Genomic DNA, 15,298 nt, shown 5'->3' with positions numbered 1-15,298 from the left:
TTGAGGTATAACGCTAAACAATCTTGGAAAAAGTGTCAATATTTGAAACAACTTTTTCAGCTGGAGAAACTAGCGTATTACTAAAAAAGCACATGAATATCATGAAAGCATCAACCAATTTAAAATGCTCTATCACCGATAAACAAAGAAACACTACAATATTTTTAATAAAGACAGACACCCACTACTTTTGTGTACAGCATAAGTAGTGGGTGTTTTATGTTGTTAGTAAGTCTGGCGTGGGTGTAGCCAAACATTGGTTATAACACAATCGTTGACGCTTTAGCGAATATGTTCTGCCATGTGTGGTCGAGTTCTGTATCAGTGACAATGTAGTCAATATCAGATAATTGCGCGAATGTAATAAGACTGGTCTTATCGAATTTTGAGGTGTCGACCGCTAAAATAACTTTATTGGCTTTGCTAATCATTAACTCTTTGATGTGCGCTTCATACTCATTCGAATCAGTAATCATGCCATCTTTAGTTAAGGACTTACAACTTAAAATAGCATAGTCAGGATTAAATTTATGAATGGATTCAATTGTTTGCGGCCCAACTAATGCTGATGAGTGTTTTAAGAGTTTACCTCCAGTCGAATTAATTTCGAGTGATGACTGGTTTAACTCATATAAGGCATTGACTGCGTTTGTAATAATATGGATTTTTTTATCAGTAATTGCGAATTGTTTTAACGTTTCGATAACTGTTGAGCTTGAGTCTGAAAATAAGCTAGTATCGTCCTCAATAAAGTGATTGATTTTTTTAGCAATCTTAAGCTTGGCTTCTTTATTCCGTGTGTGGCGAACAGAATAAGGTAGTTCTTCAGACTTTAATAATTTAGCTCCACCGTAATTACGTTCAGCAATGCCTTCTTTTTCTAATTTTTCTAAGTCTCTGCGGATAGTTTCTTCAGAGACATTAAATGTTTCTGCTAATTTACTTACGTAAACAACGTTGTTTACGTATAACTCATTCAGTAAATTTTTTCTCCGTTCAAAAGGCTTCATCTGTCATTGCTCCTAATTTGTTTTTCTCTAGTATAGCATAACCTAGCCTAAAACCTCACATATCACCATTATAAACAACAACAAACAACAAAATGTGTGGTTTATTGTTGATTTATGATAACTATAGCTCTATAATGTAAACCAAAGAGGTGAAGAAATGAAAAATTACATCGCAGTTGATATTGGTGCGTCAAGTGGAAGAGCAGTCCTAGCGCATGTAGAAGACGGAGATATCAAAATACAAGAAATTAATCGTTTTGCTAATGGATTCACCACACAAAATCAACAAGAAGTGTGGGATATTGATTATTTGTTTGATGAGATTATAATATCACTCGAACGAGCCAAAACACTAGGCGTCCGTTCATGTTATTTAAGTATAGATACCTGGGGTGTAGACTATATTTTTTTAGATGATAAAAGTAAGCGCTTGCAAGAAGCGGTGTCATATAGAGACACGCGTACGAACCATACAATGGAGAAAGTATTTCAATTAATAAATAAGCACGATATTTATAACAAGACGGGTATTCAATTTTTACAATTTAATACGTTATTTCAGTTATATGAAGAATGTAAATCGGTAAAACAACAAGCAGAATATATTTTATTAGTTCCGGATTATTTAAACTTTCGCTTAACTGGGCGATTAACTAACGAAGTTACTAATTTAAGTACTACACAATTATTAGACTTATATGGCTATAACTTAAATAACGAATTGTTAGAAATAGTCGATATCAAGCCTCAACAGTTTGCAGAAGTGGTTGAACCTGGCACATATCTTGGAGATGTGAGACCCGATATTCATAAGTTGCATAATTTACCAGAAACGTGTGTTTATGCGACCGCGTCGCATGATACTGCTTCTGCAGTATTAGGGTCAGTAGGTCATAGTGGGAAAGATTGGGCATTTTTATCCAGTGGGACGTGGTCATTAATTGGTCAAGAATTATCAGAGCCTATTGTCTCTGAAAATGCTTTTAATCAGGGCTATTCCAATGAAAGAGGGATTCAAGGAACTTATAGGTTTTTGAAAAATATTATAGGTATGTGGATTATCCAAAGAGTCCGTAAAGATTGGCCCAAGAATTATACATTTCCCGAAATGGTAAAACAGGCACAACAACATACTGATTTTAAAGTGTTCGTTGATTTTAATGATGCACGCTTTATAAATCCAAATAACATGGTTGAAGCTATTCAAACCTATTGCATTGAGACTGGACAATCCGTTCCACAAACTATAGGAGAATTAGCACAAACAGTGTATTTAAATTTAGCTATCATTTATGCAGTTTCTATAGAGGCATTGAATGAGATAACAGGGTCGACGATTGAAGTTATTAATATTGTAGGCGGTGGCTCTAATAATGAATATTTAAATGAACTTACAGCTTATTATACGAACTGCGATATTATTGTAGGCCCTGTAGAAGCTACAGTTTTTGGTAACTTAGCAGCCACAATGATCACGACAGAACAATTTAAAGATATAGCAGAAGCGAGACAAGCGATTGCACAGTCAAACATGCTGCAACATATCATGACACCTAAAGATACAACAGACAGAATCACTGATATTAATTTATTTAAGGAGGCAACACAATATGCACACAAATTATAAAGAAGCATTTGCGTTAGCAAAACAACAATATGAATCAATAGGAGTTAACGTAGAAGCCGCATTAGATAAACTAAAGGATATTAAAATTTCTATTCATTGTTGGCAAGGGGATGATATCGAAGGCTTTTTATTTAATCAGGAACTATCAGGTGGTATTTCGGTAACAGGTAATTATCCTGGTAAAGCACGTAATGGTGCAGAACTACGCAGTGACTTAGAAGAAGCGCTTAAACATATCCCAGGAAATCATAAAATTAACTTACACAGTATTTATGCTGAAACAGAAGAAACGATTGATTTAGATGAGATTGAGCCTAAGCACTTTAGAAATTGGGTAGAATGGGCGAAACAACACAGTTTAGGGTTAGATTTTAATCCAACGTGCTTCAGTCACGAAAAAGCAGCAGACGGCTTAACATTAGCACACCCACAACAAGAAATTCGTGATTTTTGGATTGAACATTGTAAACGTGCACGCCAAATCGGTGCTTATTTTGGTCAAGAATTAGGCCAAGCGTCAATTACTAATATATGGGTACCTGATGGGTACAAAGATACACCTGTAGATCGTCTGACACCGCGGAAACGTTTAATGAATAGTTTGGATGAAATTTTCAGCGAAGACATTGATGAAGCCTATAACGTAGATACTTTGGAAAGTAAATTATTTGGTATCGGCTCAGAAAGTTATGTAGTAGGATCTCATGAATTTTATATGGGTTATGGCTTAACACGCAATAAACAAATTCTATTAGACGCTGGTCATTATCATCCAACTGAAGTTGTGTCTAACAAATTATCAGCTTTGTCATTATTTACTAAAGGTTTAAGTTTACATGTGTCACGACCGGTGCGATGGGATAGCGACCATGTCGTAACGTTAGATGATGAATTAAATGAAATAGCTAAAGAATTAATTTATAACGACTTAATAGATACGACAACTGTAGGCCTGGATTTCTTTGATGCTTCTATCAACCGTGTAGCTGCATGGGTTATTGGTACTAGAAATATGCAAAAAGCGTTATTAAAAGCACTATTAGACCCGGTGACACAATTAAAAGAAGCTGAACTAACTGGAGATTTTACGCAACGTTTAGCATTACAAGAAGAAATGAAAACTTATTTATTTGGTGCTATTTGGGATGAATTTTGTCTTAGAAATGATGTAGAGCCAGGTTTAAATTGGTATGGAGCTATTAAAGATTATGAACAAAATGTATTGGCAGAAAGAGGGATATAAATGGAAAAATTTATCGATTCGCCTATGGTTAAATCATTATGCAATATTACTAATGTGATGTACAACAAAGGCTGGGATGAACGTAACGGAGGTAATATTTCGTGGATTATTGATGATGATAAAGTAGCGCCTTTCTTAGATGGTTTCACGGGAAACACACGTAATATTGCCTTGCCGTTTACTGTTGAGGCGTTAGCACAACGCTATTTATTAGTTACAGGAACAGGAAAATATTTTAAAAATATTAAAGCCGACCCTCAAGACACACTTGGTTTAATTCAAATCGCTGCTGATGGTAAAAGTTATGACATTTTATGGGGGTTTGTGAACGGGGCACATGCGACAAGTGAATTGCCCACGCATTTAATGAATCATATTCAACGCTTAGCAGTTGATGAAAATCATAGAGTCATCATGCACTGCCATGCGACGCATACGATTGCGATGACGTTTGCACATGAATTAGATGAAAAAGCATTGACCAAAACGTTATGGAAGATGTGTACAGAGTGTTTAGTTGTATTCCCAGATGGTATCGGTGTTATTCCTTGGGTAGTGCCTGGAACAGAAGAAATCGGACAATTAACGGCAGAGAAAATGACACATTGTCGAAGTGTATTATGGCCATTTCACGGAGTTTTTGGTGCTGGACAAGACTTAGATGAAACATTTGGTTTGATTGAAACAATTGAAAAATCAGCAGAAGTTTATACGTATGTTCAAGCGCAAGGTGGCACGAAGCAAGAAATTAGTGATGAACAACTTAGCGCACTGGCACAAGGGTTTAATGTAGAACCAAAAGCCGGCTATTTAGAGGTAGGTGTGAAGTAATGCCACAGCTAGCCTCAGTCATGTATGTGAAAGAAGGATGTCACGCAGAGTACAAACGTCGCCATGATGAGATATGGCCTGAAATGAAACAACTATTAAAAGACCATGGTGTGAGTGATTATCATATTTATTTAAATGAGCATACCGGTGAATTATTTTCGGTCTTAACAATAGAAGATGAAACACTACACGCTGAAATTGCGCAACAAACGATATGTCGTCAGTGGTGGGATTATATGGCAGATATTATGAATGTGAATGATGATAATAGTCCGAAGTCAATCGAGTTAACAGAAGTGTTTTTCCTAGAATAAAAAAAGGGGATGGAAAAATGAACTTAAAACCTAAAAAAACAACAGGATGGGTGGCAACGATTGCGATTGCAATGGCGAACTATATCGAAGCTGGTTCCATCATTGCCGCAGCGAGTAGTTTATCACTGTGGCAAGCGTATTTAAATATTGATAACATGCAAATTGGTTTGTTGAGTGCATTGAGTGCAAATGCTTTGGGAGCAGCAATTGGTGCATTGATAGGCGGTCCAATTACAGATAAATTGGGACGTAAATTTATTTTCAAATATGATTTAATTCTATATATGTTAGGCATACTAGCAATTATTTTATCATTTAACTTCTCAATGCTATTGATTGGTACTATTGTTGTCGGTATTGCAGTTGGTATCGGCGTGCCTGTTGCGTGGACGTATATTGCAGAAGAAGCACCTGAAGATGAGCGTGCGAAACGTGTAGGTACAGCACAACTGGCTTGGTCCATTGGCCCTGCAATCACTTTTTTATTAGCAGTTATTGTTGCACCCATGGGCTTGTTAGGTTCACGTTTGATTTTTTTACATCTATTCATTATTGCAGGTGTAACTTGGTGGATCCGTCAAGGTATGAATGAATCTGAAATTTGGGAAGCAGAAAAAGCGAAAGAGAAAGCAGAAGCGGCTCATGATATTAAAAAAACATCAGTAATTAAAGAATTATTTACCAACCCTGTGAATTTAAAAGCAATGTTATTATTAATGGGTATTTACCTGTTTTGGAACTTAACTTCTGGCGCTATGGGTTATTTTATGCCATTTATTTATGAAAGCGTTGGCGGTTTATCTGGCGCTCAAGCGAACATTTTACAAGCCGTGTTGTGGTTCTTAACAGTAGTGACGACATACTTTGGCTTTATGAAGTTAGGAGATAAAGTTAATCAACGACTATTATTTGGCGTTGGCGCAGTTATGGGTATCGTGGCATGGTTAATTTTAACATTTGCGCCAATGAACTGGGTTTCACTCATATTGTTCGTTGTACTTTGGGGTTCATCTGCAGGTATTGGAGCGCAAGCCTTTTATGCACTATGGACGAGTGAACTCTTCCCAACAAGGTACCGCGCAGGGGCACAAGGATTAATGTACTTTATTGTACGTACTGGTATTTCAATTTATTCCTTTGTCTTACCGACGATTTTGGCGACGTTAGGTTTTAAAGTTACCGGTATAATTATGATTAGTTTCTTAGCCATTCACACTATAATAGGCTTAGTATTAACACCGAAAACGCAAGGCAAGACATTAACACAAATTGAAAAAGAGCGTTATGGCGACAGTGCAAACATTCAAGTAAAAGAAGCAGCGCAAGCAAATAATTTAAAAGAAGTGAGGGGTTAAGTGATGTATCAAATTAAAGATTATGTAAACGGCCAATTTGTAGAGCGACCAGGAGCACCCGTAATTGATGTTATAAATCCAGCGACAGAGGATATTATTGGACAAACCTATGTAGGTACACAATTGCATACTCAAGAAGCAATTTATAGTGCACAACAAGCACAAATTGATTGGAGCGAAGTGCCTGCTATTGAAAGAGCACAATATTTAAAGAAAATAGCCACGGGAATACGCGAACGTAACGAAGAGTTAACGGAAGTCATTATCAAAGAAGGCGGAAAAACGCGTGATTTAGCCAGTACAGAAGTATTTTTTACTGCTGACTATTTAGATTATATGGCGGAGTGGGCGCGTCGTTTTGAAGGTGAGATTATTCAAAGCGATCGTAAAAACGAGCATATTTTATTGTATAAAAAACCGCTTGGCGTTACATCAGGTATTTTACCTTGGAATTTCCCATTCTTTTTAATCGCACGCAAAATGGCGCCAGCATTAGTAACTGGTAATACAATTGTCGTAAAACCATCAGAAGAGACGCCTATTAACGCTTTAATTTTTACTGAGATTTTAGATACAGTAGGCTTACCGCCAGGGGTTTTCAACTTAGTCAATGGTGCCGGCGAAGTTGTTGGTGATGAACTCGCACGCAATGAAGCAATTGAACTCGTATCGATTACAGGTAGTGAAAGTGCAGGGAAAAAAGTCATGGAAGCGGCGAGCCGCAATGTTACAAAAGTAAATTTAGAGTTAGGTGGTAAAGCACCAGCCATTGTCTTAGAAGATGCTGACATTGACAAAGCAGTACAATATATTATTGATTCACGTATTATCAATAGCGGTCAGGTGTGTAACTGCGCAGAAAGAGTCTATGTGCAATCATCCATACAAGATCAATTTGTAGATCAATTAGTAGCAAAAATGGCTGAAGTAACGTACGGTAACACGTTAGATAGTGATTATGATATGGGACCACTAATTAATAAAAAAGCCCAAAAAAATGTGCATCATCACGTAGAACAAGCTATTCAACAAGGAGGACACTTAGCATGTGGCGGCGTTCTACCTAAAGGTAAAGGTAACTTTTATCCAGCAACCGTAATTACAGATTGTCATAACGACATGGAAATCATACAAGAAGAAGTTTTTGGACCTGTATTACCCGTCGTGAGTTTTGAAACTATTGATGAAGCAATAGCGCTCGCAAATGATAGCAGGTTTGGTTTGACTTCATCTATTTACTCTAACGATATGAAACAAGTCTTTAAAGCTGTAGATCGCTTAGAATTTGGCGAAACGTATATTAATAGAGAAAATTTTGAAGCTATGCAAGGTTTCCATGCAGGTGTTAAACATTCAGGCATTGGCGGTGCTGACGGCAAGCATGGCTTAGAAGAATATTTACGCACACATGTCGTATATATGAATATAGAATAAACATATAGTAATTAATATGTGATTAAAAGCTCTTCATCCGTAATTAAAGATGAAGAGCTTTTTAAAATGCCTCGCTTTTTATCCCTTTTAAAATCCACTATATCAATGCTCATCCTACACTTTCCTTATTCCTTAAATATTAGTTGGCCTGATTTGCGCTTTGAATAATGTATCTATTTACTAACTTTACGCTTACTAAGTAAAAGGATACCTTTCTCAATTTTACATAAGTTAATGATTTCTCAAAGATAATAAATAAAAGTGGATGGATCGTTCATTTATTTATTTTACTTCTAAATGCGCATAATTAAATCGTTTTGTTTCAAAGTTGCGCTAATTTTAAAAAAAAGAGAAAAATATGTAAAAAACATATAGTTGGGCCAATATTCGTCCCTTTCGGGTTGTATAATAACTTTACCAAGAAAGAAGGTGACTTAGTTGAATCGTTCGCATCGGCTTTTGAGTATATACACACGGTTTATACAACATAAAAAATTGGATAAATTGGAACTTTCTGCTGAATTTAAAGTAAGCGAAAGGACTATCAAAAGAGATATTCAAGAAATCAGGAATTATTTTTACGACAATGACGAATGGTTTGAAAAGAAAGAGATTTATTTTGACTACCATAACTATAAATATTCTATAAAAAATGAAAAGAGTGGTTAATTTTTAAATCTAAATAATTGTTGTATTTGGTGTGTGTGTTTTCATCTAAATGTCTTTCAAAATACTAATATTCATAGTTAGTAATTTTGGATTTTTTTATGAATCGATACTAGGGAGAAGCTTTAAATATAGCTTATGTGTCATATGAAAATCCTAACGATCTATACAAGTTTTACTTCTTGGTAATTTTTATAAAGGAGAGATATAGAGGAATGACTGGTAAAAAATTAGATTTTTTATCTAATAGGTTAAATAAGTATTCTATTCGTAAATTCACAGTAGGAACAGCATCGATTCTAGTAGGGGCAGCATTAATATTTGGTGTAGCAAATGAGGAAGCGAATGCAGCAGAAGACACACAAAAAATGGAAGAAATGACGTCGGATGAACTTTCTGATGAGTCGACTATGAATCAAAGCACAAATCGGGATAGTTCTAATCAAGAGAAAAATATAGAAGAAAGCACACAAGAAGAATCGGCACCCCAAACAGGACAAGTTAAAGACAAAACAACAGAAGCGGATTCAAAAGTAGAGCAAGCTCAAGACAAAACAGCAGAAGTGGCACCCAAAGCAGAGCAAGTTCAAAACGAAACAACAGAAATAGTGCCACAAGTAAATCCAGAAGCAGAACAAGTTGAAGAAAAAGCAGCAGAAACAGCACCCCAAACAGGACAAGTTAAAGACAAAACAACAGAAGCGGATTCAAAAGTAGAGCAAGCTCAAGACAAAACAGCAGAAGTGGCACCCAAAGCAGAGCAAGCTCAAAACGAAACAACAGAAATAGTGCCACAAGTAAATCCAGAAGTAGAAAAAGTTGAAGAAAAAGTGGCAGAAGCAGCATCCCAAACAGAGCCAATTAAAGAAGAAAGCGCAACAGCTAACATAAAGAACATAAATGATACGAAATCAGCAAAAAATGATTACGCTAAAGTAGCCAATGTATCTGATAGTGAAGCTGAGAAAATAATCGGTCAATTAAACTTAGATCCACAAAATATGACTACTGAAGCATTACAATTTGCGTTAATCAACCAATTAGCAAATGAACAAAACGCAAATAAACGATTTGCAACAGCGTTAAGATCAGTCTCACCAAGAAATACAGAAGCTTTAAATATTAGTGCTAATGATGTACCAAGTGCATTAATGCCTTATTCTGGTTCACAAGTGATTGAAGCCGATGCAATTGCAAATGGTTACATAAAAAGTCAAACAGACGCTACAAATGCGCCAAATACACTGTCGGGTAGAGCGTGGTTAGTTGATCATGGTACGCCCTCTACTATGGCAAATGGTTTAACACCAATTCCAGAAGGTACCAAAGTTTATTTACAATGGATTGATAGCGACGGAGCTGTCTCACCTACTTATGTTGCAAGTACAACAAATCAATTAAGCTCAGCTGATGGATCTCAAGTTGGACCAGGTTCGTACGCGTTTGATTTAAGAGAAGCATGGATAGATGCAAATGGTAAAGAACATAAATATCATGCAATTGCAGGACAATATTATAGATTATGGATTGAAGATTTCCAAACACCAAATGGTAATAATGTATCTATGCTTCGACAAGCGGGTGGATTTTTTCCAGGTTCATATGTAAATTCTGTAAGTAGTTCAAACTTAGGCCAATTTCCATTAATTGGTACGAATATGCAACGTACAGGTATTTATATGGCTATTGACTCTACAAATGGATATATGGATGCAGATCGTTCTGAATGGATACATGATGAATTGGGGCCAATAAGTGCACCGTCAGTAGATTTAAATGCTAAAAATAGTATTTCAGGGAAAGTTTGGTTAGAAACGGGTGCAGGAGATTACGCTAACTCTGCTACAGGGCCTAATGACAACGGCAATGACCCACAAGCTGTTGGTTATACAGTAGTTATGTCTTCTTTAACCAGTGAAGGTGCGCAAGCTTATGAAGCCCAAGTGGAAAGTTTACCAGAAAGTGAGAGAGCTGACGCTGCTAAAAATTTATTAACAGATCATCCTGAATATATTTCAGCAACCGTTTATGGTGAAACAGATGAAGGCGGTAAATACACATTAAGATTCCCTGATGGCACACTGAATGACCAATATATCTATGGTTATGTCATGGACCCCGAAGGTAATATGATAAAATCTTATTCTTCTTATACGAGTCCACAATTTAGAACACCAAATAGTAACTTATCATGGACACCACAAACAGCACCTGCACAAAATTTGGTTGCAAATCCAATGTGGTATAACGTGAATTTTGCATTAGTACCAACTACAAAGATTGATTTAGAAATTATTGACCTTAATAATACGAATAGTCCAGCAGTTCCAGGCGATGTAGTGAATATTGATTTGACCGGTAGTAAGTTATCACCCCTTCCAACACACATTGAGTGGAGAGATAAAAAAGGTAATATTGTTCAACAAACAACAGATATTACATCTTTAAAAGAAGGCGAAAAACAGTCCACATTTATAGTACCAGATACAGCAACAGATGGTGATATTTATACAGCTTATCTTGTTGTAGGTGGTAATGACGTTGCAGCAGATTCATTTATCATTAAAATAACAGATGCACGCAAGTATGAACCCTCTACAGAAGGTATCAAAAAAGATTACGGTACACCGACAACAGCGGAAGATGTGACAAGTTCAGTAACGGTACCCGGTTATCCAAGTCAAGGAGACCAACCGGTTATTACAGTGGATGACCCAACACAATTACCGGACGGTAAGACGCCAGGTAAAACCGAAGTAGATGTAACGGTAACGTATCCAGATGGCACAACAGACCACATTAAAGTACCAGTAACTGTTGGAGCTCAAGCAGAGAATGAAGTGTATGAGCCATCTACAGAAGGTATCAAAAAAGACTACGGTACACCAACAACAGCGGAAGATGTGACAAATTCAGTGACCGTACCAGGTTATCCAAGCCAAGGAGACCAACCGGTTATTACAGTGGATGACCCAACACAATTACCGAACGGTAAGACGCCAGGTAAAACCGAAGTAGATGTAACGGTGACGTATCCAGATGGCACAACAGACCACATTAAAGTACCAGTAATCGTTGGAGCAGATACACAAGCGAATATAAACAACCCAGGTTACGCTCATGCGACTGTTAAACCAGGTGAAACAGTTAAAGTACCGCAAACTGGTGACAATACAATGCCAGATGGTTCTAAATATGATATAGCTACTAATCAAGTCCCTGCAGGATGGAAAGTATCTGTGAATGCTAATACTGGTGAATTAACTGTTAATCCACCTAAAAATGCTATGACTGGCACATCAGTAGTAATTCAAGTGACAGTAACATACCCAGATGGCTCTTCGGAAACTGTACCATCCAAAGTATCGGTAGATAATATAATCCAACTTCCAGCGCCAACAGTTAATCCTGTAGATGATAATGATACTGAAATCACAGGTTCAAATGGTACACCAGGCAATACTATTGTAGTCACATTCCCAAATGGTAGTACATCAGAAGGAACAATTGATGAAAATGGTAATTGGAAAGTTGATGTACCTAAAGGAGTAAGCCTAAATAAAGGTGATATCATTATTGCTGTTGAAAAAGATAAAGATGGTAACGTATCTGGTCCAACGAATATCGTTGTAGGTGAAAACTGTGACATGTCTCCTAATAATAGTTCAGATAAAGAAAAAATTGAAACGCCAAAAGATGAAAATATCCTAGAAAATGAACCTAGCGTAAACTTGTCTGGAAATAAAGCTTATGAAGCTCATACAAATACCGCAGTGAAGAACAGTAAACAAACAGATGTTAAAAATAGCGAATTAAAACATAAAGGTGTAAATATAGACTCAAGTAAGAGCAGTAAACAAGACGCCATTAAAGAGAAAGCACTGCCAGAAACTGGAGAAACTACTCATAATACTACAATGCTTGGAACATTATTTGCAGCATTTGGTTCATTACTATTATTCAGAAGACGTAGCAAGCACAATGAAAATAAATAATTAATCACTTAAAAGGCTGGGCTTTACGCCCAGTTTTTTAATTAGAACCCAATATCATTACTATGATACCGATACTGAAAACAAGGACATATTAAAAATGGAAAAAATTAATGCTCAATAAAAGAGGTAACTTCATATTTTCGTTTCTTTGCGTACATAATACGTTATTTTCCATGAAGATAACGGCTCCTACGACTTCAGTTTATTTTTTCAAAATGTATTCATCTCATTTAATAGTTCTCTACATTTTAACAAACTTCTACTATTACTAAACAAATTTCATTTATAAAGAGAAAATGGATATTTATATTTTGAATGTATCAGAAAAAAGTAATAGCCATATCATTATTAAATTAATTTCCCTTTTATTTCTTCCAAATTTTAATTTAATATTTACTTAAATTGATTTTCAAAAGTATGATATATTTTTAATAATTAAATACTTATGTAAAACATTTTAAGAACTAGAAATTAAAGGCGGTTGGGCTTTGAAGAAACAAAGGTTAAAGTTAAGCACGTTGATCATTATTGTAGTATGTATTGTCGTATTGGTTTCATTGCTTATCACTAGCGTATTGATTAGTAATACAATTAGGGATACGATACATCAAACGACTGAAGAAAAGGCTGAGGTTATTGGCAAGACGGTGGCACAGTCTCAAGTGGTGCAATCTACTTTGAAAAAGAAAAACAATGATAACAGTATACAAGCTTACGTATCTGACATACAACAATCAACGGATGTGCGTTTTATCGTGGTGATGGATATGAAGGGAATCCGAAAGTCGCACCCTAATGAAAAGTTAATTGGTAAACATTTCAAAGGTGGCGATGAAAAAGAAGCACTTCATGGTAAAGTGAGTGCTTCTATTTCTAAAGGAACGCTGGGTGAATCATTGAGGTCATTTACGCCTGTTTATGCGAATGGAAAACAGGTTGGCGTCGTGGCTGTTGGTGTGCCAATGAAAAGTGTTTATGAAGCCCTTGCAGATGGCAATAAGAAGATTATCGTTGGTTCAATCATTGGGTTGATTGTCGGAGCTATTGGTGCATACATGCTTTCTAGGTATATTAAGAAAATTTTACTGGGTTTAGAACCGTCGACGATTGCTAAGATACTTGGAGAAAGAAATACGATGTTACAATCTGTTCATGAAGGTGTCGTGGCTGTTGATAAGGAAGGTAAGATTAATTTAGTGAACAAATCAGCGATGGATATATTTAAACAAGCAAATCTGAAAGGTAACCCTATCGGTATGAAGATTGACGATTATATGGCGTCTACACAGCTACCGAAAGTACTTGAATTAGGTGAACCGGAACGAGATGAGGAGCAGAATATTAATGGTGTAAAGATTTTGGTCAATAGAGTGCCACTTATTGTAAATAAAGAAATTGTTGGTGCGATTTCAACATTTAGGGACAAGACAGAGGTAAACAAGCTTTCCGAACAATTAGTAGGTGTGCAGACATATGCAGATACTTTACGCGCACAATCGCATGAGTTCAGTAATAGATTGCATGTGATTTCTGGCATGTTGCAAATGGAACATTATGAGGATTTAAAACAATATATACATGATATTGTTGAATTAGGTAGCCAAGAGCATGGTCATATTACTTCGAAAATCAAAGATGCTGCATTGGCTGGTTTTTTAATAGGCAAATTAAGTTTAGCGAGAGAAGAGCATGTTAAATTATCTATTGTGAGTCATACCACCATCCCTGAACCGGAACATTCGCATATCACGCATGAAATGATTACGATTATAGGTAATTTAATAGATAATAGTATAGATTCTTTAGTGGTATCTGCTATTAAACAGAAAACGATTGATGTCCATTTGAAATATACAAACGGTACATTAACTATAGATATCGTAGATTCAGGCTTAGGTTTAAAAAGTGAGCTGGCTCATCAAATATTTGAAAAGGGCTATTCTTCTAAAGGCGAGCATAGAGGATATGGACTATACCTTGTTCAACAAAGTGTAGAGAAACTCAATGGAGATATTAATATAGCTTCTAATGTGGAAGGCAACGTGACGTTTTCAGTCGTTATAAGCTATTCAGAAAAGGAAGATCATAAATGGTGAATATATTAATTGTTGAAGATGATCCGATGGTTGCACAAATTAATCTGCAATTTATTGAAAAAATAGATAATCAAACTTCAGTAGATATCGCAAAAAATGTTAAAGAAGCTATGAGTATCATAGAAAATAAAGTGGTTGATTTATTATTATTAGACATATACATGCCTGAAGAAAATGGGTTAACATTTCTTAAATATATAAGAGAACAAGGTTATAAAATAGATGCTATACTCATTACAGCAGCTTCAGATGTTGAGCAAATCCAAACTGCATTTCGATACGGTGCTGTTGATTACTTAATCAAGCCCTTTGAATTTGAGCGCTTTAAGCAATCATTGTTACGTTATAAAAAAGGGCAGACATTTTTTAATAAAACGGAGAATATCAACCAATCTGATATTGATGGTGAATTGCTTAATAAAACAATCGCTGGGAATGAATCAGAGCTTAAATTACCAAAAGGTGTCACGAAAGAAACATTACAAGTAATTGTTAAGAAAATGAATGATTTTAAAGGCAATGAATTTTCTACAGACGAAATCTCAAAGCATGTTGATATTTCGAGAGTATCTGTAAGAAAATATTTAAAATTTTTAACGGAAATAGAAGTCTTAGAGGAATCTTTAAATTATGGTATCGGTCGTCCGATTTATTCGTATAAATTAAAGCAGGACCATTTGAAGTATTTAAAAGCGTATATGGATTGATGTGAAAAAATTGCCGAATT

The 15,298-nt window shown here is 35.9% G+C and carries 11 protein-coding genes; 10 read left to right on the top strand and 1 reads right to left on the bottom strand.

Translation table 11 applies throughout. From position 1 onward, the window contains the following. Nucleotides 1-260: 260 nt before the first annotated feature. The gene (locus IEU88_RS10750) at nt 261-1,010 is read right to left on the bottom strand and encodes a DeoR/GlpR family DNA-binding transcription regulator (RefSeq protein ID WP_096808063.1); all 750 of its coding nucleotides are present in this window, start codon (nt 1,008-1,010) and stop codon (nt 261-263) included. A 157-nt stretch (nt 1,011-1,167) separates the two neighbouring features. On the opposite strand from IEU88_RS10750, the gene IEU88_RS10745 reads away from it, so the two are divergent. From IEU88_RS10745 to IEU88_RS10685, 10 genes are all read left to right on the top strand, one after another. Then, a complete protein-coding gene (locus IEU88_RS10745; RefSeq protein WP_103372679.1) occupies nt 1,168-2,637 on the top strand; it encodes a rhamnulokinase in 1,470 nt (489 codons plus the stop codon). Continuing rightward, complete coding sequence (rhaA, locus tag IEU88_RS10740; RefSeq protein ID WP_103372678.1) at nt 2,621-3,880, top strand: L-rhamnose isomerase; 1,260 nt, start codon at nt 2,621-2,623, stop codon at nt 3,878-3,880. The genes IEU88_RS10745 and rhaA overlap by 17 nt, the downstream gene beginning before the upstream one ends. Further along, on the top strand, nt 3,881-4,711 hold the full coding sequence (gene rhaD, locus IEU88_RS10735; protein ID WP_103372677.1) for a rhamnulose-1-phosphate aldolase: 831 nt from the start codon (nt 3,881-3,883) through the stop codon (nt 4,709-4,711). Further along, complete coding sequence (rhaM, locus tag IEU88_RS10730) at nt 4,711-5,025, top strand: L-rhamnose mutarotase (RefSeq protein ID WP_103372676.1); 315 nt, start codon at nt 4,711-4,713, stop codon at nt 5,023-5,025. The genes rhaD and rhaM overlap by 1 nt, the downstream gene beginning before the upstream one ends. Before the next feature lie 17 nt (nt 5,026-5,042). Next, the gene (locus tag IEU88_RS10725; RefSeq protein WP_069793342.1) at nt 5,043-6,380 is read left to right on the top strand and encodes an MFS transporter; all 1,338 of its coding nucleotides are present in this window, start codon (nt 5,043-5,045) and stop codon (nt 6,378-6,380) included. 3 nt (nt 6,381-6,383) lie between these two features. Further along, the gene (gene aldA, locus IEU88_RS10720; protein ID WP_103372675.1) at nt 6,384-7,814 is read left to right on the top strand and encodes an aldehyde dehydrogenase; all 1,431 of its coding nucleotides are present in this window, start codon (nt 6,384-6,386) and stop codon (nt 7,812-7,814) included. 438 nt (nt 7,815-8,252) lie between these two features. Further along, the gene (locus IEU88_RS10715) at nt 8,253-8,483 is read left to right on the top strand and encodes an HTH domain-containing protein (protein WP_096808069.1); all 231 of its coding nucleotides are present in this window, start codon (nt 8,253-8,255) and stop codon (nt 8,481-8,483) included. A gap of 212 nt (nt 8,484-8,695) precedes the next feature. After that, the gene (locus IEU88_RS13715) at nt 8,696-12,475 is read left to right on the top strand and encodes a Rib/alpha-like domain-containing protein (RefSeq protein WP_229719072.1); all 3,780 of its coding nucleotides are present in this window, start codon (nt 8,696-8,698) and stop codon (nt 12,473-12,475) included. Nucleotides 12,476-12,963: 488 nt separating this feature from the next. Then, the gene (dcuS, locus tag IEU88_RS10690) at nt 12,964-14,571 is read left to right on the top strand and encodes a DcuS/MalK family sensor histidine kinase (RefSeq protein WP_103373658.1); all 1,608 of its coding nucleotides are present in this window, start codon (nt 12,964-12,966) and stop codon (nt 14,569-14,571) included. Further along, the gene (locus tag IEU88_RS10685; RefSeq protein ID WP_103373657.1) at nt 14,565-15,278 is read left to right on the top strand and encodes a response regulator; all 714 of its coding nucleotides are present in this window, start codon (nt 14,565-14,567) and stop codon (nt 15,276-15,278) included. The genes dcuS and IEU88_RS10685 overlap by 7 nt, the downstream gene beginning before the upstream one ends. The last annotated feature ends 20 nt before the right edge of the window (nt 15,279-15,298 follow it).

The sequence above is a fragment of the Staphylococcus nepalensis genome (assembly GCF_014635045.1).
Lineage (GTDB): Bacteria > Bacillota > Bacilli > Staphylococcales > Staphylococcaceae > Staphylococcus > Staphylococcus nepalensis.
Note: the sequence above shows the minus strand (reverse complement) of the source record. Positions and strands in the feature narration are given on the sequence as shown.

Coding starts and splice junctions, on each gene's coding strand:
- IEU88_RS10750 (WP_096808063.1), bottom strand. CDS start 1,010: ATGAAGCCTTTTGAACGGAGAAAAAATTTACTGAATGAGTTATACGTA.
- IEU88_RS10745 (WP_103372679.1), top strand. CDS start 1,168: ATGAAAAATTACATCGCAGTTGATATTGGTGCGTCAAGTGGAAGAGCA.
- rhaA (WP_103372678.1), top strand. CDS start 2,621: ATGCACACAAATTATAAAGAAGCATTTGCGTTAGCAAAACAACAATAT.
- rhaD (WP_103372677.1), top strand. CDS start 3,881: ATGGAAAAATTTATCGATTCGCCTATGGTTAAATCATTATGCAATATT.
- rhaM (WP_103372676.1), top strand. CDS start 4,711: ATGCCACAGCTAGCCTCAGTCATGTATGTGAAAGAAGGATGTCACGCA.
- IEU88_RS10725 (WP_069793342.1), top strand. CDS start 5,043: ATGAACTTAAAACCTAAAAAAACAACAGGATGGGTGGCAACGATTGCG.
- aldA (WP_103372675.1), top strand. CDS start 6,384: ATGTATCAAATTAAAGATTATGTAAACGGCCAATTTGTAGAGCGACCA.
- IEU88_RS13715 (WP_229719072.1), top strand. CDS start 8,696: ATGACTGGTAAAAAATTAGATTTTTTATCTAATAGGTTAAATAAGTAT.
- IEU88_RS10685 (WP_103373657.1), top strand. CDS start 14,565: ATGGTGAATATATTAATTGTTGAAGATGATCCGATGGTTGCACAAATT.